This window comes from Rubripirellula reticaptiva (genome assembly GCF_007860175.1).
GTDB classification, from domain to species: domain Bacteria; phylum Planctomycetota; class Planctomycetia; order Pirellulales; family Pirellulaceae; genus Rubripirellula; species Rubripirellula reticaptiva.
On the sequence record NZ_SJPX01000003.1, the window covers coordinates 1,034,661 to 1,057,327 of the forward strand.

At 56.0% G+C, this 22,667-nt stretch carries 15 protein-coding genes; 7 read left to right on the forward strand and 8 right to left on the reverse strand.

Annotation, left to right across the window (positions count from 1 at the left end; genetic code table 11):
* Positions 1 to 13 precede the first annotated feature (13 nt).
* Positions 14 to 1,360 (reverse strand): DUF1552 domain-containing protein, encoded by a 1,347-nt coding sequence (locus Poly59_RS16500; RefSeq protein ID WP_146535160.1) that lies wholly within the window; start codon positions 1,358 to 1,360, stop codon positions 14 to 16.
* Positions 1,357 to 3,813, reverse strand: a complete 2,457-nt coding sequence (locus Poly59_RS16505; RefSeq protein ID WP_146535161.1) for a DUF1592 domain-containing protein — start codon at positions 3,811 to 3,813, stop codon at positions 1,357 to 1,359. The genes Poly59_RS16500 and Poly59_RS16505 overlap by 4 nt, the downstream gene beginning before the upstream one ends.
* A gap of 229 nt (positions 3,814 to 4,042) precedes the next feature.
* Here Poly59_RS16505 and serB point away from each other — a divergent pair, with 229 nt between their 5' ends.
* Positions 4,043 to 5,308, forward strand: coding sequence for a phosphoserine phosphatase SerB (serB, locus tag Poly59_RS16510; protein ID WP_146535162.1), 1,266 nt, complete (start codon positions 4,043 to 4,045; stop codon positions 5,306 to 5,308).
* A gap of 8 nt (positions 5,309 to 5,316) precedes the next feature.
* On the opposite strand, the gene Poly59_RS16515 is transcribed toward serB, so the two are convergent.
* Together Poly59_RS16515 and Poly59_RS16520 are read right to left on the reverse strand one after the other, a co-directional pair.
* Positions 5,317 to 6,267, reverse strand: coding sequence for a DUF808 domain-containing protein (locus Poly59_RS16515; protein ID WP_146535163.1), 951 nt, complete (start codon positions 6,265 to 6,267; stop codon positions 5,317 to 5,319).
* Between the two features lie 136 nt (positions 6,268 to 6,403).
* Positions 6,404 to 8,080, reverse strand: coding sequence for an arylsulfatase (locus Poly59_RS16520; RefSeq protein WP_146535164.1), 1,677 nt, complete (start codon positions 8,078 to 8,080; stop codon positions 6,404 to 6,406).
* Between the two features lie 160 nt (positions 8,081 to 8,240).
* Here Poly59_RS16520 and Poly59_RS16525 point away from each other — a divergent pair, with 160 nt between their 5' ends.
* The gene (locus Poly59_RS16525; protein ID WP_146535165.1) at positions 8,241 to 9,197 is read left to right on the forward strand and encodes a DHH family phosphoesterase; all 957 of its coding nucleotides are present in this window, start codon (positions 8,241 to 8,243) and stop codon (positions 9,195 to 9,197) included.
* A gap of 31 nt (positions 9,198 to 9,228) precedes the next feature.
* Here the strand turns inward: Poly59_RS16525 and rtcR are convergent, their stop codons facing one another.
* Entirely contained in the window at positions 9,229 to 10,851 is a 1,623-nt protein-coding gene (gene rtcR / locus Poly59_RS16530) for an RNA repair transcriptional activator RtcR (protein WP_146535166.1), read from the reverse strand.
* Positions 10,852 to 11,167: 316 nt separating this feature from the next.
* On the opposite strand from rtcR, the gene Poly59_RS16535 reads away from it, so the two are divergent.
* Together Poly59_RS16535 and rtcA are read left to right on the forward strand one after the other, a co-directional pair.
* The gene (locus tag Poly59_RS16535; protein ID WP_186776345.1) at positions 11,168 to 12,637 is read left to right on the forward strand and encodes an RtcB family protein; all 1,470 of its coding nucleotides are present in this window, start codon (positions 11,168 to 11,170) and stop codon (positions 12,635 to 12,637) included.
* A 6-nt stretch (positions 12,638 to 12,643) separates the two neighbouring features.
* The gene (rtcA, locus tag Poly59_RS16540; protein ID WP_146535168.1) at positions 12,644 to 13,672 is read left to right on the forward strand and encodes an RNA 3'-terminal phosphate cyclase; all 1,029 of its coding nucleotides are present in this window, start codon (positions 12,644 to 12,646) and stop codon (positions 13,670 to 13,672) included.
* Positions 13,673 to 13,704: 32 nt separating this feature from the next.
* On the opposite strand, the gene pgl is transcribed toward rtcA, so the two are convergent.
* Entirely contained in the window at positions 13,705 to 14,451 is a 747-nt protein-coding gene (gene pgl / locus Poly59_RS16545; protein ID WP_246151704.1) for a 6-phosphogluconolactonase, read from the reverse strand.
* A 131-nt stretch (positions 14,452 to 14,582) separates the two neighbouring features.
* Here pgl and Poly59_RS16550 point away from each other — a divergent pair, with 131 nt between their 5' ends.
* From Poly59_RS16550 to Poly59_RS16560, 3 genes are all read left to right on the forward strand, one after another.
* Positions 14,583 to 14,948, forward strand: coding sequence for a hypothetical protein (locus tag Poly59_RS16550; protein ID WP_146535169.1), 366 nt, complete (start codon positions 14,583 to 14,585; stop codon positions 14,946 to 14,948).
* Positions 14,949 to 14,996: 48 nt separating this feature from the next.
* Positions 14,997 to 16,415, forward strand: coding sequence for a sulfatase (locus Poly59_RS16555; RefSeq protein ID WP_146535170.1), 1,419 nt, complete (start codon positions 14,997 to 14,999; stop codon positions 16,413 to 16,415).
* 166 nt (positions 16,416 to 16,581) lie between these two features.
* The gene (locus tag Poly59_RS16560) at positions 16,582 to 18,624 is read left to right on the forward strand and encodes an arylsulfatase (protein ID WP_261343500.1); all 2,043 of its coding nucleotides are present in this window, start codon (positions 16,582 to 16,584) and stop codon (positions 18,622 to 18,624) included.
* 71 nt (positions 18,625 to 18,695) lie between these two features.
* Here the strand turns inward: Poly59_RS16560 and Poly59_RS16565 are convergent, their stop codons facing one another.
* Positions 18,696 to 20,048 (reverse strand): DUF1552 domain-containing protein, encoded by a 1,353-nt coding sequence (locus Poly59_RS16565; protein WP_146535171.1) that lies wholly within the window; start codon positions 20,046 to 20,048, stop codon positions 18,696 to 18,698.
* 41 nt (positions 20,049 to 20,089) lie between these two features.
* Positions 20,090 to 22,600, reverse strand: a complete 2,511-nt coding sequence (locus Poly59_RS16570; RefSeq protein ID WP_146535172.1) for a DUF1592 domain-containing protein — start codon at positions 22,598 to 22,600, stop codon at positions 20,090 to 20,092.
* Positions 22,601 to 22,667 lie beyond the last annotated feature (67 nt).

Here is a 22,667-nt window from a genome sequence, read left to right on the forward strand (position 1 = left end):
TGTCGATCGCGTCTTACAAACTGACGGGGTCGAACAGATCTTCGACAGTCCCGTCGCTATCGGCGAACGAATCCAGCGGGACGCCGGCCTTGTTCAGAATGGTCAGGTGCAGGTTCGCCAATGGAGTGGGTTGGTCGTAACGAATATGACGACCGCCACGCATGTTGCCCGCGGCGCCACCAGCGACCAAAATCGGCAAGTTTGTATGGTCATGTGCGTCCGAATCGCCCATGCCGCTGCCGTACAGATAAAGCGTGTGATCGAGCAACGTGCCGCCGGCCTCGGGCGTCGCCTTCAGTTTCTGTAGAAACTCGGCGAATAACGATACATGAAACCGGTTCACTTTCGCGATCTTGGCAAGCTTTTCGGGATCGTTTCCGTGGTGCGTGATCGGGTGGTGAGGATCCGGCACGCCGATTTCGGGGTACGTCCGAGTGCTGGCCTCGCGAGCGAGTTGGAACGAAACGACTCGCGTGATGTCGCCTTGGAACGCAAGCAGTTGCAGGTCGAACATCAGTCGTGCGTGATCCGCATACTGAGCCGGCACACCGACCGGCCGATCCAAATCAGGCAGCGGATTGTCCTTGGCCGTCGCTTCGGCACTGGCGATTCGACGTTCGACTTCGCGTACGCTTTCTAGATATCCGTCGATGCGGTTGCGGTCGGCCGGGCCAACCACGCGCTTGAGTCGCTTGATTTCTTCGGTCACCGAATCCAGCAAACTTGCGCGGCGGCGCAGTGCTGCTTGTCGTTGCTCGGGTGTCCCGCCGTCGCCAAAAAGAGTCTCGAACACGATTCGCGGATGGGCTTCGCTGGGCAGTGGCGTCGTCGGCGAAGACCATGACAAGTTGTTTTGGTAAACGCATGCGTATCCGTTGTCGCACTGACCGACCGTCGACAACAAATCCATCGACAATTCCAGCGACGGCAACTGTGTCTGACCACCAATGTGTTTGGCAGCGATTTGATCGACGGTTGTACCTAGCCGGTAATCTGTGCTCTCGGTCCGTTTCGCTCGTGCCGCACTCAGGAATGCCGCGTTCGACGTCGCGTGTGATCCGGGATAGGCGTTCTGCAGATCCATACCCGTCAACACCGTGACTTGGTCTTTGACAGGATCAAGCGGCATCAACGTCGGTGACAATGTTTCCAGCGAGTCCCCGTTGGGAATCCACTCGGCCGGATTGAATCCCATCGGGATATAGATGTATCCAAGTCGGCGGAGTCGTTCAGGAGCCGCCGCGGTCGCCGCGGTTGCTTTCATCGACGGGATCATCGCGTCGAGCAGCGGCAAAGCAAACGCAGCGCCGGCACCTTGCAGGACCGTGCGACGCGACAGTGCTTTTCGAGGAATCATCATCGCAGGCTCCGGTGAGTAAACGCGTTACTGGTAACGATCTGAGTAATCAGAGAACTAAATCGGTATTCCGAGCCGGCTGCGGATGCAACAATCTTGCGAATCGTCGGGCCATCGTCGGGTTCAATGCCGCGCCCAAGTCCGAATGTCATCAGCTTTTCGGTCATTGTCGACACAAACATCTCGGGACGCGCAAGTATACCTGTTTCCAGGGCGTCGATTCCATTGATCCTTTGTCCATCCGGCATCATTCCGTCGGAATCGATCGCAAGTTCACCATCAAAATCGCGCCAACGTCCGACGGCGTCAAAGTTTTCGAGCGAAAAACCGACCGGATCCATCAAGTCATGACAACTGGCACAAGCCGGATCCGCACGGTGCTGGGCTAATCGTTCGCGAACGCTGGTCGCCGCCAACGTCGACTTTTCCTTTAGATTCGGCACATTGGCCGGCGGCGGAGGCGGAGCCGTTCCGAGGATATTCTTCAGGATCCAGTGGCCACGGATCGTTGGCGATGTTCGCGTCGCATAGGACGTCACGGTCAGGATACTGCCATGACGAAGGATTCCGCCCCGGATGCTGTCGGCTGGCAAGTTGACTCGGCGAAACTGACTGCCAAAGACATGACCGACGCCATAGTGCTTGGCCAATCGCTGGTTCAAATAGGTGTAGTCTGAATCGATCAGCCCCAGCACGCTGCGATCGTTTCGAACCATGTCGCGGAACAGCTCTTCGGTTTCTCGCCGAAACGCTTCGCGCAAGTTGTCGTCAAAGTCGGGGAACAACCGCAGGTCGGGAGTGATCGAATCGAGGTTGCGAAGATACAGCCACTGCGAAGCAAAGTTCGTCGTCAGTGAATCTGACCGATCGTCTGCCAACATTCGCGTCACCTGTTTGGCCAGCACTTCGGGGTCATGCAACTGGTTCGCCTCGGCAAGCGACAACAATTCATCATCCGGAATGCTGCTCCATAAAAAGAACGACAACCGCGACGCCAGTTCCACGTCGCTGATGGGAACCGAGCGACGCTCGGCATCGTCTTCGGCATGATCGGATTCGACCCGAAACAGAAAATTGGGGTTTACCAAGATTGACGTTAACGCCGACTCGACGCCGGCATCAAAACCGCCTTCGCGATCGCCTTCGGAAAAGAAGAACATCGGTGACTCTAGGTCTTCGTCCGTGATCGGGCGACGGTACGCGCGACGGGCTAAAGTTCGGACGATCTGTTCGCCACATTCCATGCGTTCCTGCGCCGCAGCGTCATCGCTGGGCCGGCAAACAAAGATTCGCTTGTCGCTTGCCGATCGTGCGTTGGCGTCTGCCCGATCTGATTTCGTCGGCGCCAGCGGGCCAATGATCGAAACTTGAAAAATCGCGGGTTCGGCGCGCGGGTGACGGTGCCGGTTGTAGCTGGCGTCGAACGGTTGGCGTTTGGTTTGTGCTAGCGAAGCACCCTTGCTAGGGAATGTGACTCCGATGCGATGCGAGCCTCGGACTACGTCGATGCGAGTTCGCAAGTTTGAGTCGACGTGAGTGAAGTCTTTTCGGCCTGGTGGTGGCTTGACGGTGAACTGATGCTCTCGCTGGTCATCGACCAAAACGTCAATCTGGTGAGGCTCGGTTAAGCCTTCGACCATCTCGTCACGATCTCGCGTCAGTCGCAACTCGATCTCGTATTGACCCGACGCCGCAAAGTGGTGCTCGAACACCGTTCCACCTCGCGTGCCAAGCGGCAATCCTTCGACGTGCGCTAATTGAGTTCGGTCGGCAGGAACTCGAACCGTCAAACCGATCGGCCCCGAATCAGCACGCCCGACCGCCGATCGGGCGATCGCCTGAGCCGCCGAAACATAGCGACTCAGCAGCATCGGCGAGAGTTCACCGACTGTGATGTTGTCGAAGCCGTGGCTCGACTCATCAGGCGGCAACATCGCGACGGCATCGATGGGAATGCCCAACAAGTCGCGGATCGAGTTTTGATATTCCGTTCGAGTCAGCCGGCGAAGTGACTCGGTGCGGCCCGGATTCGGAAATTTGGTGGCTCGCTGGTCTAGCAAATCAGTCATCGCCGAAGTCACTGCCTGATACGCCTCCTCACTCGGCCGATCCGGATCGAAACCGTCTTCATCAGGACTATACTCGCTGGCTGGTGGCATCTGCCGAGTGCTGGTTCGTTTTAGGATCGCTTCCCAGACACGGCTGTCAAAGTTCGCCGCCGCAAGCGTTTCGGCCGAGAAATCGACAGATTCCAAGTCCAATCCACCGCTCGCATCCCCGCCGCTGTGGCAACCAATGCAGTTGTCCGAGACGAACGAAGTCACGGTGGCCAGATTTTGGTCATTCGCCGGCGGTGCGTCTGCAATGGCTGTCCGGCTAGAAAGAGCTGACAAGCTCGCCAAAACACAAACAGACAGTGCGATGGTGAATGCGAGAAGTTTCGTCACAGTTTTCATTTGCAGCAAATGGATCGGAACCGATTGCCTTTCATTCTAGCATCCATCGTTCCACAAGTGGGGGATCTTCGCCGTAAACGGACTCGGTAAGCCGGCGATCATCCCGGTCGACTCCCACAGCGACTGCGTCGCTTTGCGGAGCCAAGATCTTCGGCACCTTGCGTAGGGTCTGCTGGCAGCCAGATTGTGTGGTCTCGGAAAGAATCCCACGTTCGTTACCATACGCGTCATGGAACCCATCACTGAACATCACTCGTCGGACAAAGCCGTGACAGTCGATTCCAAAGTTTCATTGGTACTGCTTCGGTTTACCGGTGAAGACCGGCCAGGATTGACCGCGTCGCTTTCCGAATTGTTGGCATCCTTTGGTTGCTTGATCATCGACATCAACCAAGCGGTGATCCACCAGTCACTGCTGTTGGGTGTGCTGGTTCAAATTCCAGCAGAACAAGATCCTGATCGAGTCATCGAAGCGATGCAGGATCGTGGCGAGTCGTTGGGGCTGCGGTGTAAGCCGCGGCACATCCACGACGGGGACTATGACGCCTGGGTCGATCGCCAAGGAAAGTCACGGTTCATTCTGACGCTGCTATCGCGGGCCGTGACTGCGGAACAGTTCAGCGCCGTCAGCAGCATGTTGGCGCAACAGGGATTGAACATCGACGTCATCACTCGGTTGTCCGGTCGCCCCCCCCGCATCCCCACCAGCAAGCTGACTCGTGCCTGTGTCGAGTTCTCGATCCGCGGCGAACCGCGTGACAAAAACCAACTGAAAGCCAGTCTTCTGGAACTTTCTAGCAGCTTGGAACTCGACTTGGCTTGGCAGCGAGATGACGCCTTTCGACGGAACCGCCGCGTCGTCGCGTTCGACATGGATTCGACACTGCTGCAAGCCGAAGTGATCGACGAGCTGGCCAAGGAAGCAGGCGTTGGTGACGAAGTCATCGCAATCACCGAAGCGGCAATGCGAGGTGAAATCGATTTTGATGAATCGCTGCGTCAGCGTGTCAGCAAGCTGGCCGGATTATCGGAGTCGGTGTTGCCGATCATCGCCGAGCGATTGGAGTTGACCGAGGGCGCCGAGCGGTTGCTAACGTCACTGCGTCGGTTTGGATATCGAACCGCTATTTTGTCGGGCGGATTTTCGTACTTCGGCGAGTACCTGAAAAAGCGTTTAAAGATTGACTATGTCTACGCGAACGAGCTGGAAATCGTCGATGGCAAGTTGACTGGACGTGTGACAGGCGAAATCGTCAACGCCCAGCGAAAAGCCGAATTGCTGCAGTCGCTTGCAGATGCCGAGGGCGTCGACCGAAAGCAGTTGATCGCGATCGGTGACGGCGCAAACGATCTGCCAATGTTGGCTCGCGCGGGACTCGGTATTGCATTCCACGCAAAACCAATCGTTCGCCAATCAGCCGAACACCAAATGTCGACGCTGGGACTAGATGCTGTTCTGTATTTGCTGGGCGTGCGAGACCGCGACTTGGAATAGATCGCGAATTAGGCTTGGCTGGCCGGTTTCGCGAATATCTTTTTTGCCAACAAAACCACTGCCAATACAATCGCGCCGATCAAAACGCCGATGATTCCGTTCAGTACCATGGTCGAAATGCTGGCCAGAAATCCACCAATTGGTTCGATCGCCGCAACGCGATGTTCGACCGATTCAATGAAATGGTGGATCGGCGCGATTCCGTGGGCAAGCAGTCCGCCGCCGACCAAGAACATCGCGACCGTGCCGGCCAACGACAAGAATTTCATTAGATACGGCGCCAGCGTTAGAATCGACGTTCCAATCGACCGTCGCAGGGATGACGCTGGCTTAGCCGGACTGGTCAGAATCAGATGTCTACCAAGGTCGTCCAGCTTGACGATTCCCGCCACTAAACCGTAGACGCCGACCGTCATCAACAGGCTAATCGCCACCAAAACGGCGACTCGCGTCATGAATGGTTCCGTCGCTACGGTCCCCAGAGTGATGACGACAATCTCAGCCGACAAAATGAAGTCGGTGCGAATCGCGCCGGCGATCTTGGTCTTTTCGGCTGCCACAATGTCGACCGAGTTATCAGCGATCAACGACTCGTGCTCTCGAGCGTGTTTTTCGTCTTCCGGATCATGAAAGAACGCATGCGCCAGTTTTTCGCAGCCTTCGAAACAAAGATAAGCACCGCCGGCGATCAACAGTGGGTCAATTGACCAAGGTGCGATCGCGCTAAGCGTTAATGCCGACGGGACCAGGATTACCTTGTTCAATAGCGATCCCTTCGCGACTGCCCACACGACTGGCAATTCGCGACTGGCGTCGACACCCGAAACCTGCTGAGCGTTCAGAGCCAAGTCGTCGCCCAAGACGCCGGCGGTCTTTTTAGCAGCAACCTTCGTCAATATCGAAACGTCATCGAGAATTGTCGTGATGTCGTCGAGCAACAACAACAAACCGCTAGCCATACAGAAACTCGCAACGAGCAAAACGAAAAATGAGAGACCCTATTTTGTCGGCCAACTTATCATCCAATCGACTTGCTGTGTGAGCAGCTTGAATCGACTCGCCGCATGACGGCCCGCATCGGGACGCACAGTCTTGCTAAGACTTGATCTTTTGGCGTTTCTTCTTCGGGTTTGCCGCCCTCGATTTCCCGCCATTCGGTTTCGGTTCAGGTTTGGGCAATACAGCCGAACTTAACGCCCATTTTCTCCACGCCGCCACCATCTCGTCTCGCGTTTCCGTCTCGGACTCGGCAAGGTTATCTTGCTCGGTTCGGTCCGTCGCCAAGTCAAACAGTTCCCACGGTTCGCCCTTCACGCGGACCAGCTTCTTGTCGCCGACTCGCATCGCCGCATTGCCTTCGTGTTCCCAGAACAGTGGTCGATCGTTGAAAGTGCCTTGGCCGGTCAACAGCGGTTTCAGGCTCTGCCCCTGCATGGGTGTGATCGCGTTGCCGTTAAATTGTGCTGGGTAATGGGCACGGCCCAAATCAACACAGGTCGCCATCACGTCGATCAAGTGAGTCGGTGTGGTGATCCAGTCTTTTTCGTCGCCGCTCGGTTTGATCGCGGCCGGCCAATGCGCGACCAACGGTGTGGCGATGCCACCTTCGTGGTTGTAGTGCTTGTACATGCGAAAGGGCGTATTGTTCAAGTGAGCCCAGCAGCGACCGATGAACACATTCGAATGCGGATTGCCTGGCAGGTCGCCTTCGTACTTTCCGTTGATGCCAGCCTCGGCATTCCCACCGTTGTCGGACATGAACAAGATCAACGTGTTGTCCAGTTCATTTCGTGATCGAAGTGCTTCGGTCAGTTTGCCCAGATTCTTGTCGATCTCTTCGATCATCGCGGCATAGATCGCCATCATGTCGTCGTAGCGTTTTTGTTCTTCGGCAGATAACGAATCCCAAGCCGGGATCGCGTCGGGCCGAGGTTCAAGTTTCCAGCTCCTGTCGATCAGTCCCAACTCGATCTGGCGTTCGTAACGTTCTTCACGCAGCACATCCCAGCCCTTCATGTACTTGCCACGGTACTTTGCGATTGTTGCTTCGGGAGCCATGCAGGGAAAGTGCGGCGCGGTATGGGCGAGGTACCAAAAGAATGGCTTGTCGGCCGCAATTGCTTCGTCCACAAAACGAATGCCTTGATCGGTAAACAGGTCACAGGCATACCACGGTGGGTTCAATCGCGGATCGTCTTTGGCGATGCTGTCGCCGTTCAAGAAAATCTTCGAACCACCCTTCGATCCGGTCTGATTCGAAAAGTGGACGCCACCGGCCGGCAAGTTCAAGCTGCGATCGAAGCCTCGTCCCCAGGGAGTGACGCCATGCTCGAATCCGACGTGCCACTTGCCCGTCATCGCGGTCAAGTAACCAGCCTCTCGCATCACCTCGGCAATCGTGACACAGTTCGAATTCAGTCCGCCGGCATACCCAGGCGTTCCTTGATCGGTCGTCATCCAGCCCACACCGGCCTGGTGCGAATACAGTCCAGTCAGAAGCGAAGCCCGGGTCGGGCAACATCGTCCCGTGTTGTAGAACTGCGAAAACTTGGCTCCGCCCGCCGCCATCGCATCAAGATTCGGCGTCGGAATCTCGCTGCCGTACCCCATGTCCGAAAACCCCATGTCGTCTACCAAGATGACGATGATATTGGGGCGTTCGTCGGTTCCAGCCCTATCGGCCGCATCGCCGACGGCAAGGCATACCGTAGAGCAGGCAACCGAAACAGAAAGAATCGCAGCAATCGCAACGGCAAACATCAGAGTTCGCATGGGAGGTTCCTAGACACGTTTTTAAATTCACAAACACAGTGACGTCAATTTGGACTGGGGTATCTTACTGCATCGAGAGACTGCGTTCCTGTTTGCGAATCGGCACGCTGCAGTTATTCTGGTCAGGCAAATCTATTCTCTTCTGATCCAGGATCTGTTCGTGACCCACTTTGATGTCTTCAACGGTGATGCCGATGGTATTTGTGCCCTTCACCAACTACGGCTCGCGGATCCTCGGCCGAGTACGCTAGTAACGGGCGTCAAACGCGACATTGATTTGCTTCGACGGGTCGACGTTAAGGCCGGCGACAGTGTCACAGTGCTGGACATCTCGCTGGATAAGAACCGCGACGACCTCGTTCGCTTGCTAGGTGACGATGTTCCCGTAGTCTATTTCGACCACCATTTCGCAGGCGAGATCCCTGACTCGCCGCACTTGACTTCACATATCGATACCGCAGGCGACGTTTGCACGGGCTTGTTGGTAAATCGATATTTAAAGGACGCTTTTTTGCCGTGGGCTGTGGTGGCACTGTACGGCGACAATTTGTACGACGCGGCTCGGTCGGCGGCGAGTCCACTTGCATTGAACGAGACGCAGCTCGGCCAACTCGAAACGCTCGGGACGCTGCTGAATTACAACGGTTATGGCAGCACGCTGGATGATTTATTCTTCGCACCCGGCGAACTCTATCGGCGAGTTTCTCCTTACGCCGACCCGTTTGAATTCATCGCCTCCGATACGACTTTTCAGACGCTTGACGAAGGTTTTCGCAGCGACATGACGCGAGCTCGAACGATCGAACCGGTTTTGGCGACTGAGAAATGCGCCGCGTTCGAGTTCCCATGCGAATCGTTTTCGCGCCGAGTCAGTGGCGTGTACAGCAACGAACTCGCACGCTTGAATCCTGACCGTGCCCACGCTCTGCTCAGCCTGCTACCGTCGGGCGACTATCTGGTCAGCGTCCGCGCGCCGCTGGCAACCAAAGTTGGCGCCGATGATTTAGTTCGGCAGTTTCCGACCGGCGGTGGGCGTAAAGCGGCTGCGGGAATCAACCAATTGCCGGCCAGCCAACTGCAAGAGTTTCTGGACGCGATGCAACGTCAGTTTGTCTGATCGTCCGCGGAAGTCTGTGGCGGCACTTTTGCTAGTTCAGTTCGTCCCAATGCAAACCGAACCGAGTCAGGTACTTCTTCAATCGGTCCGCGTCATTCGGCTTGGCTTTTGACTTCCGCGAAACGTTGAAGAGTTCGCGTCCGGCTGCGGAAAGTGTTTTCGAGCGTCGGCAGACTCGAACCACTTCGGCCAACTGGATTCGATCAAAAGCGTCGATCTCGGCCAGTCGATCCTTGCCCAGCAGCGGCGTCAATGTGTCTTCCGACGTTCGATCAGGGGAAGCTTCTGTCCAGCTTGATCGCAGGCGTGTGATTTCCTCGTCGACAAGTGCGGGAGTGATTCGGCCACCGTCGGCGAGCGTTGACATGCGAGTCACGGCCGCGTTTAAGTCACGGAAGTTGGCTTTCCAAGACGAATCCGGTGCCATCGCAAAGTCGACAAACGCCTTCCTTGCTTCCTTGCCGATCGTAATCTTCTGGCCGCTCGCCTTCGTGAACTGTTGCAGTTCGAAGTCGAGGTTGGGATCAATATCAGCTCGCCGCTCGACAAGTCCCGGCAACCTGAACGACCACAGATTGATGCGAGCGAGCAGGTCTTCACGAAAAGTGCCCTTTGCGATTTCCGAACTGAGATCGCGATTGGTTCCAGCGATCAACTGAAAATTGCTTTCGGTTGTTTTATCGGAGCCGACGGGCAGGAACTGTTTCTCTTCGATCGCGCGCAGCAGCATCGCTTGCTCATCGAGCCCAAGTTCGCCGATTTCGTCAAGGAACAACATTCCGCCGTCCGCCGACTTCAGCAGTCCGGCACGCGAAGTCGCCGCCCCAGTGAACGCGCCTTTGGTGTGACCAAACAGAGTCGACATCGCCTGCTCGCCACGAATCGTTGCACAGTTGACTTCGACAAGCGGGCCTTGGATCTGTCGTCGGTTTCGTTTGAGCTCGTAGATCCGTTTAGCCAACTGAGTCTTGCCGGCGCCGGTGGGTCCTGTCATTAAGATCGGTGCCGTGGTTGCCAAACTGACTCGTTCGATGCGTTCGATCAGTTCGTTGAACGCGGCGTCTTTCGTGTCGATGCCGCACTTTAGAATCGACCGAGCTTCGTCGTGCTCTTCGCCGAACCGTTTCGCGAGTTGATCGTAGCGCGAAAGGTCTAGGTCAATGATTTGGTAGCTACCCGCTGTGCTTTCGGCCTCTAGCCGTCGCGAACGTCCACGGCTTTTCGGTGGCGACGTTTGCAACAGCGTCGCGGGCAAATGACGCGATTCGGTCAGCAAGAACAAACAAATCTGGGCGACGTGCGAACCGGTGGTGATGTGGACGTAGTAGTTGTTGCGATCGGTGTCGAACGAATAGCTGCGGCTGAAGTCATGTAGCGTCGCATAGACTTCTTCCAAGTCCCAAGGATCGGCAAGCGCGATCAAGTGTTGGTGAACCGTGGTTTCGGGCGACACCGTTTCGATGTCCGCCGAAACCTGGTTGGCAAGTTTTGTGTGCTTGGGATCGGCCAACAGCTCAAATCGATCGACGATAAAGTCATCCTGTTGGCAGATCGCCACGGACGGACGCCAGCCCGACCAGCGATCCGTCGACTTGCGAGTCGCGGTGTCCAATTGGGTACCAAGCAGGCCGATCAAAACGTTAGATTTGTTCATTGAGTGGTTTCGACGCAATGCGTGATTTTATCCAAGTTTATAAATTCGCCTCTTTTATGATAGTTCTTTCAGGTTCTTGCTGCTGGTACGCGATTGCTGTTTTGCCGTAAGTGCCTTCATGGTAGTGACTTGCGGTAATTTTGTGCGTCTTGGCACAGCGCATGCTTGGTATTAAGTTCGCCACGAAGGCGAATTTACTTGAACCCCTGAGGCCATCATGTCCACGTCAAGCTCCAACCCTGTTTCAAACACGGCACCACCCAAGGCGCCGGCGCGACGCCAATCCGGCGACCGTCACGTTTACAACGGTCCCGGCATGATCGCGACTGGCGAAGCGACGGCACTGTTGCCAACCGAGACGACTCCGCCAATCAAAGTGTTTGGAACCGCGGCGATCCGTGAGACTTTCGACGACCTGTGCTTGCAACAAGCCGTGAACTCGCGACTTGCGCCCGGCGTGACTGACTTGATCCTGAACCCCGACGCGCACTGTGGTTACGGGGCGCCGGTTGGATCCGTTTTGGTCTCGCCGACGCATATCTATCCGGGGCCAGTGGGGGTCGACATCAAGTGCTCGATGAGTCTGCTGCAGTTGGACCTGCCGGCCGACGCAGTCGACGACCGCAAGGTCCGCCGCGAATTGATTTCGGCGATTTGTCGACGTACGCCGACGGGTGCGGGAAAGGGGCAACGCAGTGTTGCTCAGTCGCGTCACGTCAATCGAACGCTTGGAAAGCAGTTGGTCCTCGAAGGTGCCAGCAAGGATGTTTGCATGGCGCTGGGGATTCCACCGAACTGGGCGTTCCGATGCGAGGACTCGTTTCATGTCGGGCATGATGGGACTGCGACCGCTTTGGAAGCTCGTTTGGAAACTTTGTTGGCGACACGCGAGATGACGAACTTTAGCGAAAAGATGCAACAACTTGGTTCATATGGTGGCGGAAATCATTTCGGCGAATGCGAAGTGGTGGAGGTCGGCGATAACGAACGAGCTCGAAGTGTTGCTGAAACGTTTGGGCTGCACGATGGAAACGTTGCGTTTCTGTCGCACTGTGGTTCACGCGGTTTCGGACACATTTTGGCGTCGGGGCAATTCAAGCATTTGCAAACTAAGTTCGATCGCTGGGGAATTCCTTTGCCGGCGGGCGACCGTCAATTGGTTTATGCGCCGCTTGGATCGGACGAGGCCAACAACTATTTGGACGACATGTCGTTGGGAGCGAACTTTGCAACCGTGAACCATTTGCTGATCAACGCTCTCGTACTGGAAGCGTTCCAGGAAGTGATCCCGGGCGTGAAGGGTGACCTGGTGTACTTCATCAGCCACAACATTGCGCGTCGAGAAATTGTCAACGACCGACCTGCGTGGGTTCACCGCAAAGGGGCAACGCGAGCGATGCCGGCCGGGCATCACTCGCTCGAGGGAACTCCGTTCGCAAATTCGGGTCACCCAATTTTGTTGCCGGGGAATCCTCGCGATGGGTCGGCGGTGATGGTGGCGGATCCGGGTGCCGAAGCATCGTGTTTTAGCGTGAATCACGGAGCGGGACGAGTGCTCGGGCGTCGTCACGCAAAGCGCGTGCTCGATCAATCGACCGTGGATACTGAATTGGAATCAAACGATATCCTTAGCAACTGCCGACGTTATCCAATCGACGAAGCGCCGGCGGCTTACAAGGACTTCAATGAAGTGCTGCATAGCGTGAAGTCGGCGGGACTGGCCAGCGAAGTGGCACGGTTGAAAGCACGTTTCGTGATCAAGGACGCCAGCAAGGCGGATGATTGAATGGTGATGATCGAGATCGATGGCAGCGAGGGCGAAGGCGGCGGACAGATTATTCGTTCGTCACTGGCTCTCGCTGCCGTGACGGGAAAGCCGGTCAGACTGCAGAACATTCGCGCTGGTCGTTCGAAGCCGGGACTACTGAGACAGCACTTGACGGGAGTCAAAGCGATCGCCGAGATCGCCGGTGGCGAGATGATCGGCGCCGATCTTGGTTCGCGCGAGTTGACGTTCACACCGGGCACAGTTCGCGGTGGCGAATACCGGTATCAAGTCGGTTCGGCCGGCAGTGCGGTATTGGTGGCCCAAACGGTTTTGCCGGCGCTGATGATGTCAGATGCCTCGTCGACGGTCACGGTCGGTGGCGGGACGCATGCGTCGTGGGCGCCTCCGTTTGATTTCTTTGAGCGGTGTTTCTTGCCGCTGGTCAGTCAGATGGGTGCGAACGTGACCGCGTCGATTTCAGCGCATGGTTTCTATCCGGCCGGCGGTGGAGAAATCACCGTTGGGGTGAATCCGTCGTCTGGATTGCGCGGGATCGAGCTTGTCGAACGCCTAGGCGAAATGCGACCGCGAGTCATCGCACTCGTTTCGAAAGTCCCGACCTCGGTCGGTGATCGCGAGTGCGATGTCATTCGCCGGAAAGCAGACTGGAACGTTGACGTCTGCGAAGTCATCGAGGTGGCCAAGTCCGGTGGACCGGGGAATGCGGTAATGATCGAGTGTCAGTTCGACAATGTGACCGAACTGTTTGTCGGCTTCGGAAAGATTGGGGTTCGGGCTGAACCGATTGCCCGTTCAACGCTACGCGAGGCACGGAAGTACTTGGTCTCGGACGTTCCCGTCGGGCCTTATTTGGCGGATCAATTGCTAATGCCGATGGGATTGGCGGCAAGCCAGGGCCGCGCAAGTCGCTTTCGCACGACCACGCTGACTCAGCACAGCCTGACTCATATCGCAATCTTGAAACGCTTCTTAAACATCCGAATCGACACAACCTCGAAAGACGATGGCAGTGTCGAAGTTATCGTTTGTTAAGTTGGTGTTTGGAATAATTCGCGGCGGCGGTTCTACAGTTTTGCTGCCGCGGGTTGATCCAGATAGAACGTCAAGTCGTCGACTTGAATGTGCGACGCCGGATAGCGATCGAAGTCGCCGGAGTGACCGACCACATCGGCCAGCACGTCTGCCTTGCCGGCACCGGTGATCAGGAAGGCGATTTTATTGGCGTTGTTCAAGACCGGCCCTGTCAACGTGATCCGTTTCTGTCCCGACGTCGGGTGCGTGGCGACTTCGCAGACGTTCGATGACTTCAGAAACTGATTTTCGTGCGGGAAGATTGACGCGGTATGACCGTCATCGCCCATTCCAAGCATCACGTAGTCGAACACTGGCAATCCGTTATCGCCGACGGCAACATGTTCGGCAATTTCAGTCTCATAGCGAGCACGCTCGTCCGCGGGCGTTGACTCGCCGATCATGCGGTGAACGTTTTCGGCCGGAATCTTGACGCTGTCTAGGAACAGCTCTTTTGCGACTCCATAGTTGCTGTCCGGATCCTCGGGCGCGACGCAGCGCTCGTCGCACCAAAAGAAGTGCACTCGCGTCCAGTCAACCTTGTCGGCAAATTGGTTTGCCCAACGAGTGAAAAGTAGCTTCGGTGTGCTGCCGCCTGACAACGCCACCGTTACCGTTGGCTGCCTTTGCTCGGATAGCCAATTCGAGAAATCCGCGGCAAAGGCGTCTGCTAAAGTCGAAGGATCCGCGAATGTTTTTACTTGAGTTGGCATGGCAATGAAGGAAGTGTCAGCGGGCATTGACGGCAATTGGTACGTGGTCGAATTAGAACATTTACACCGTGGTCTGCGCACCCGCCAACGAGTGTGTGATGTCAACGATGTGGGATACCATTACAATTTCCGATTTTCCGCACCTACAAAGTCTTATCATGCAACTTGATCCGAAGGACCGTATTTCTCGCGTGGACGCTGGGAATCCGTACCGACCGTCGGCAACGTCGTCGGCGTCATCGTCGGCAGTGGCGTCGGCAGTGGCGTCGGCAACACCCGAACCGTCGCAGTCCGACGCCAAGCCGAGTGAAAGGCTCGCTGCCAGATCGCTGCGATATATTGCTCATGGTGTGTACTTGCAGATCTTTTTGGGCGTCGGTTTCCTTCTGCTGGCGGCAACGGGTGTCGATCTGACCCGTCTGCTTGCCGGTCCCCATGTCGTCGGTGGATTGCTGATCATGTTGGGGATAAACTCCCTGATCTACATTCACCGTTACAAAAAGTCGCTGCGTCAGGCTGACTAAACTGGGGCGTTGTTCGTTTTAGAATTCGAAAGAAAGTTTGGTTTGACAATGGTTCGTCAGTTCGGGTTGATCGTTTTTGTTCTTTTGACCGTACTCTGTGCGCGGGCCGACGCCGCCGATGCACCGCCGAACGTCTTGCTGATTTGTGTGGACGATCTTCGTCCCGAATTGAACTGCTTTGGCGCGGACTACATTCGTTCGCCCAACATTGACCAATTGGCCGCGACTGGGCGAGCCTTTCACCAGCATTTCGTGCAAGCGCCAACTTGTGGTGCGTCGCGGTATGCGATGTTGATGGGCTGTTACGGAGGCAGCAGCAACGACGCAATCTTCCATCGCGCCAAGTTGATCGCGGCTGGGAAGTCGGTTCCGACCAGCATGCCGGCTTGGTTTCGCAAGCATGGCTACACCACGGTTTCAGTCGGAAAGGTCTCGCACCATCCCGGCGGACGTGGCGGCAAAGACTGGGATGACGACGACCAGCCCGAGATGCCGGATGAATGGGATCGTCACCGATTGCCCGCCGGTCCGTGGCAGCATCCGCGTGGTGCCATGCACGGGCTGGCACGCGGCGAGATCCGTGAAGATCCCTCAAAAATGGATGTCTACCAATCGGCCGAAGGTGACGACACGATCTATCCGGACGGGCTGATCGTGGACGATTCGCTTGACCAGTTGGATCAGCTTGCCAAAGACAACACGAAGCCATTCTTTCTAGCCGTGGGAATCATCCGGCCGCACCTGCCGTTCGGCGCGCCGGCAAAGTACATGGAACCGTACCGTGATATTCAGCTTGCGCCGATTCAACATCCCGAACGTCCGATCGGCCCCACCACTTGGCATCGATCGGGCGAATTTATGCGATACAACCGTTGGGGCCGCGACCCAAACACCGATTCCGAATTTGCGGATGAAGTGCGCCGGCACTACGCGGCTTGTGTGACGTACGCCGACGCGATGGTTGGTCGAGTGATGGCAAAGCTTGTCGAAACTGGCGCGGCCGACAACACCGTGGTCGTGTTGTGGGGCGACCATGGATGGCATCTGGGTGAACACGCCATCTGGGGCAAGCATGCGTTGTTCGAAGAATCGCTGCGTTCTCCGCTGATCATCCGTACGCCCAATCAATCCAAGCCCGGCGTCGCCACCAACGCGATCGTTGAATCCGTCGATATGTTCCCGACGCTGTGTGACCTGACCGGTATTCCTCGGCCATCTTCGGTGACCGGAGTCTCTTTGCAGCCGATCGTGAATCGACCCGAAGCACCTGGGCACTCTGCGATTTCGTACTTCAACAGCGGCAAGACCATTCGGACGCCCGAGTATCGTTTGATCCAGCACAAGAACGGTGAAATCGAACTGTACGATCACGCAATCGACGGCAGCGAGACAAAGAATTTGGTTCTAGAGACGCCCAAAGAAACGATCGAATCGCTTCGCAGCGAACTGAATACGCGGCTGCCGTAGCTGCAAACTAAGAAACGCAGCCAGTTTGTTAGCGACTGGCTGAGGTTCGTCTAGCAATTTTCAATTTGAAATAGCCTTTGGCAATCACGTCCCGTTTTGATCGCGGCGCGTTAGACTTGGCATGCGCGACAGGGGTCGCAGTCACATCCCCCCGAAGGAATCTTCAATGCAGTTCCGCCAATCCCGTTCTGTTTTACCTGCGGTGGTTATTGCCGCTATCGTCGCGTGCTGTTCGAACAATGTTCAATCGCAATCGCCGCCTACCAACGTGTTGGTCATCATGGTGGATGATCTAGGGTTTTCTGATATTGGGTGTTATGGCGGCGAAATCGAGACTCCCAACTTGGATCGATTGGCCGAAAATGGACTGCGATTTAGCCAGTTCTATAACACGGCAAAGTGCCATTCGTCGCGAGTTTCGTTGTTGACGGGCCAGTACTGCGAAGCGGCAGGAAACGAGTCTCTGAAGCATGCGGTTACGAGCGCCGAAGTTCTATCTAAGGCCGGCTACTCGACTCTGATGACGGGCAAGTGGCACCTTGATCGTGAGCCAACGGATGTTGGATTCGATCGATATTTTGGCCATCTCAGTGGAGCGTGCAATTACTTTTTGGGTGACAACACGTTTCGGCTTGACGGTGAAAAGTTTGATGTTCCCCAAGAAGGTTTCTACACGACGGTTGCTGATGTCGACTATGCAATTGATTTCTTAAGTGACGCTCGCGAGGAAAGTCAACCTTGGTATCTGTATGTTGCCTTCAACGCACCTCACGCACCGCTGCAAGCACTGCCAGAGGATTACGCCAAGTACGAGGGCGTTTATGATGCTGGCTGGGATCAGGCTCGCGAGAAACGAGTGGCAAAGCAAATTGAACTCGGTCTGCTCGACGGTGTTGATCAGCCGAGTCCGCGTCCCGAGCACGTGCCGGCGTGGGATTCGCTTTCCGATGTACGTCGCGATTTTGAAACCAAGCGAATGCGAACGCTAGCCGCAATGATCGACCGGGTTGACCAGGAGATCGGCCGGTTGATGTCAGATTTGGAAGCGGCTGGCGAATTGGAAAATACGTTGATCTGGTTCGTCGCTGATAACGGTGCCTGCCCTTATGATCGCGTCAGCAACCATGTCGACAAGGATCCGACCGACGGATCGGTCAGTTGGTCAGACTCGACAGGTTGGGCATGGGCTAGGAACAGTCCATTTCGATACTACAAGCAAAACCAGTACGAAGGCGGCATCAGTACGCCAGCGATCGTTCACTGGCCAGCTGGCTTGAAAACCGACCCGGGGGCCATCCATCGTCAGCCCGCGCACCTGATTGACGTTATGCCGACGCTTGCAGAAGTTGCCGGGGCCGATATCCCTGGTGCGTTCGCCGACCGCGAACTGCGCCCGGTATCAGGTCAATCATTGAGGCCGATCTTTGACGGCGGAGAAATCGAGCGAGCCGAACCGCTGCACTTTAAGTTTGCAACCGATCGCGGCATCCGTGACGGCGACTGGAAAGCGGTCAGTTTTCGTGGTGAGCAGTGGGAACTCTACAACATCAGCAACGACCGAATTGAGATGATTGATTTGGCGACCGAAGAACCCGAACGTTTAGCAGCACTAGTCGAAACTTGGACTGCGATGGGGCGAGAGGTGTTGCACGCAGCAGATCGATCACTCGTTCCAGCCAAGGAAGCGAAGTTGCCACACCTGAACCCCGAGTGGACTAACTTTGAAAAAGATCCGGGTGGTGACGGACGAATTCGAAGCAAGGCAAAGAAGACAGCCGCAACGAAGCCGAAACAAACGGAGTCTGAGAAGCCGAAGAAGGTTCGTGCTCGAAAGAATACTCAGCTAAAGATCGAAGACGGAACGCTGCTAATGACCTTTACCGGCGATGATCCAGGTCTGGCGTTTGATGCTTTCGACCCAGCCATTGCAAGTGGCCCGTATCAGCTGCAGTTTCGTTTGTTTAGTGCGGCCAAGGGTGACGGCGAGTTGTTCTTTACGACGGACGAAGAAACGAGTCTGCCCAACGGAACTCGCATTGAATTCCCTGTGGATTCAGACCGAAAGTGGCATGACTATACGATCAGCATTCCAACCGAAGCACGGATGCACCAACTGCGATTGGACGTTAGCGACGGCGTCGGCGAAGCCAAGATCGAGCAGCTTCGAGTAACTGATGCGACTGGAAAAACCTTGATTGATCTTCCCTAGTCGCAGGGCCGAATCCGACCGACCATTTCAAACTGGCCGGTGAGAACCGGCATGACGTTCTGCAGCCGACGCTATGCTAGTGGGAATTGACTGGTGCTGTCGCCGAACTCGTCTTTGGCGACACCCATCCGATTGATCAATTCCAAGTGCAGGTTCGCCATCGGCGTCGACGCAGCTAGACGCTGATGGGTGCCGTTTTTGATTCCCTTGGCTCCGCCGCCGGCAAAGATGATCGGCAGATCGTCGTGGTTGTGACGGTCGCCATCGCACAATCCGCTGCCGTAGACCAGCAGTGTGTTGTCCAGCAAAGTGGTTTGGTTGCCAAACTGATGCGATTTCATGGTGGCCAACAAGTAGGCCAGTTGTTCACAGTAGAACGTGTCGATCTTGGCGATCTTTTCGAGCCGTTCTTCGTCTTTCTTGTGGTGCGATAGGTCGTGGTGTCCGTCGCCAATTTCGATTTCCTTGAACGAGCGGTTGCTGCCGTCGTGTGCCAGCATCAACGTTGAAACTCGCGTCGTGTTGCTGGCGAGTGCAAGTGCCATCACATCCATCATCAAACGGATGTGTTCCCGATAGCTGTCGGGGATTCCAGCGGGCGTCGCGTAATCAGGATCCACTGGCATGCCAAACCGTTCGGTCTTCTCAATGCGAGTTTCTATTTCTCGGATGCCCGTCAAATACTCGTCAACCTTGCGACGATCATCCGAGCCCAAACTACGATTGAGGAATTCGGCTTCATCGCGAAGGAAGTCAATCACGGACTCTTGCTTCGTTTGACGGCGGGCGAAGTTGGCTGCTCGCTCGCCGTGAGAGCCCTCGCCGAATAGCCGTTCGAAAACTAGGCGAGGATTCGATTCAGGTGCGACCGGCGTCTGTTCGTCGGCCCATGCCAGGTTGTATTGGTAGGCACACGAATAGCCCGAGTCGCATTCGCCGCTGGTCCGTACACCGTCACAAGAGAGTTCCAGAGACGGCAGACGTGTTTGCGATCCAATTTGCTGGGCGACCAACTGGTCCGCCGAGACGCCGACGTGGATGTCAGCGCCGGATGTCTTGTGGGGACGCGCGGCGGTCAAGAAAGATGCATGGGCGCGGGCGTGGTCGCCGGCACCGTCGTTGTGAATGTAGGCTTCGCGATGTTCCAAGCCTGTGATGAATCGCATCGAATCACGGAATGGCTCTAGCGACTTAGTCGATCGATTGAATGTAAAGTCTGCGCCTTCGCCTTCGGGCCGCCAGTGCTTCATGTTGACCCCGTTGGGCACGTAGACATAGCACAACCGAGTCGCTTCGGCGGCAGCTTCGGTCTCGGCTGCTGCACGAGCGGATCCGGCCAGGCTAGGCAGCATCGGCAGTGCCAACGACAGACCCGATGCTCGCAAAAAACGGCGACGTGTTAGTGAAGTCGATGTGGGATTCATGGTTGGACTCGTGAAAGGACGACGTTGAGGGATCGCTCGGATCAGTCGGCGGAAATTAGCGCCACTGAATCGCTTTTCGGTTGATGGGTAAAGGGAACGCTACGGATGATCGACTCGATCAGAGTTTGCATTTGACCATCATCCGCTTTCAGTTTGGCAACAATTTGATCGACGGTCGTGGCATCACCAAACGTCAGGCCGCGACCGAGTGCAAACACAAGCATCTTTTCGGTCAGACAGCGATAAAAGTCCTCTCGCCGATCGTTGGCAAGCACGTCAGCAAGTTCGACTACGGAACTGAATTTCTCGCCGGTCATCAATACGCCAGTTGGGTCGATCTCCTTGTCGGGTTCGGCTTCCCGGCCGCGTCGTCCTGGCAAGCCAAGCTCCATCTCGCGGTACTGGCCGATCGCATTATAGTTTTCCAGTGCCAACCCCAGCGGGTCCATTCGACGGTGGCATGACGCGCACATGGGTTCGCGTCGGTGAAATTCAAGAATCTCGCGCAGCGACGCGTTCTTCATATCGCCACTCTTTGAATCTTCCAGCGCTGGAACGTTCGGCGGTGCAGGAGGCGCCGGCGTGCCGAGCAAGTTTTCGAGGATGAACAGCCCACGCTTGACCGGACTCGTCCGAGTCGGGTTGCTGGTCACCAGCAACATCGAGCCATGCGTCAAAATGCCTTTGCGATGACTGTCGGCCGGCAAATCGACTTTACGCATCTGGTCTCCCTTGACCCCGTCGATGCCATAGAACTTTGCCAGCGGTTCATTCAGGAAGCTGTAGTTGGCGTTGAGCAGTTCCTCGATCGGACGGTTTTCTTCGATCAAGTAACGAAACAACGTTTCCGTTTCTTGTTTCATCGAATCGCGAACCTGCCACGAAAAATCTTTTTCGTCGCCGCGATACGCTAACACCCGACGGACATCGATCGACACGCTGGTGACATCACGCGTTTTGAGCCATTGGCCGACGAAGTTAGAAACACCCGTTCGCATTCGCCATTCGTCTCCAATCATTCGTTTGATTTGAGCGTCAAGCTCCTGACGCAACTTTCCTTCGCCAGCCAACCGAAGCAACTCGTCGTCCGGCGGTCCGCCCCATAAAAAGTAGCTCATCCGGGTGGCCAGAGCGTAATCGTCGATCGGGTCGCCAAGTGCCGAGACCGGTGTGTTAGGAGGGATCGATGTGAGTTGGTTCGGCGAGATTGAATTTTCGATTCGGAACAAGAATCGAGGAGAAGCCAGAATCAGTTTCAATGAGGCGGCCAAGCCGTGTTCATAACCACTATCGGGAGCAGTGCGAGTTTCGCGTGCAATCGCGACTAGCCGATCGAGCGAACGGTCGTCGATAGGCCGGCGAAACGCCCGCAATGCAAAGCGTTCTAGCACCACGCGGCTCATTTGATCCAGTACTTCTTCGTCCGCGTCGATCGGCGGCGGTCCACCGACCAAAATTTTACTGCCCTTACGGTACTCTCGTTCGTCAGCGTTGAGCGGGCCGACCACGTTCGCGTTCGAGATTCGGAAACTGTACGAAGCGTCCTCCGCCTCGGGAAGTGTCTTGGCGTCGGCGTCGCGAGGCAGCGGTTTAAAGCGAATGCTCACGTGCAAAGGCTTGTCGGTGACCGTGACCTTGCCACGAAGATCGCCTTTGGTTTCGAAAAAGAAACCCGCCTTTGCTTTACCGATCTCAACCGTGTTCTCTTTGTCAACGTGGTGCAGCAAAATCAAGTCGGCGTTTTCACCCGTATTGGTCCATGCACCGTTGACTTCCCATCGCACGGCAATTTCGTAGTCGCCCGGTTTTTTAAGAGTTTCCACCAAATGGAAATCTCGCGACTGATCAAACTTGACCGTCTTCGACTGTTCGCCCTCCGGTGAATCGAGGTGCAAATGGTCGCTCCAGAAACGTTGTTCCGGTGGCGTCGCTCCTTCCAGTGGGATTGTGTCGTGAATGATCGACTCGGCCGCCAGCAGGTACTTTTCCAAAACCACAGGCGAAATGTGCAGCACTTCCCCGATCGTGTCGAATCCGTATCCCGTGTCGTCCGCAGGAAAGGCTTCGTTGCCGTCAAAGTTGACGCCGGTGAGTTGCTGGATAGTTTCGCGGTATTCGGAACGATTCAGACGACGCAGCACAACCTTGCCCGGATCAATGTTGTTGGTATCGAGCCGGAAGACTTCCTTTTGGATCCAATCAACCCATTCGCGACGCTCGTCCGGTTCCGGTTGGAACTCGTCCGCCGGAGGCATCGTTTCGGCTCGGATGTTTTTCCAGACCGCTTCCCAACGCTTCATCGTATCGTCGCCGTAGCTGCCATCGGCCAACGCATCAAAACTGAATCCGCCTTCATCGGCACCGTCGCCGTGGCAACCAAAACAACTGTCTTCGAATCGGTGGCGAAGGGTTTCGATGTCGGTCAACTGTTCGCCGTTAGCCGACTCGATTGCCGGTGCCCCGACGATGAACGCCAGGAACATGGTTGCTGGGCAAACCGCAGTTAAAAATGTTCGGGGACGGAAGTTGCGATGTGGATTGGCGGGCATCATGCGGTGGTATTCGGTAGAGGCGGGGACGCAGAGCAGAGTCGATCGCTGTGCGTGTCGAAGATTGTAC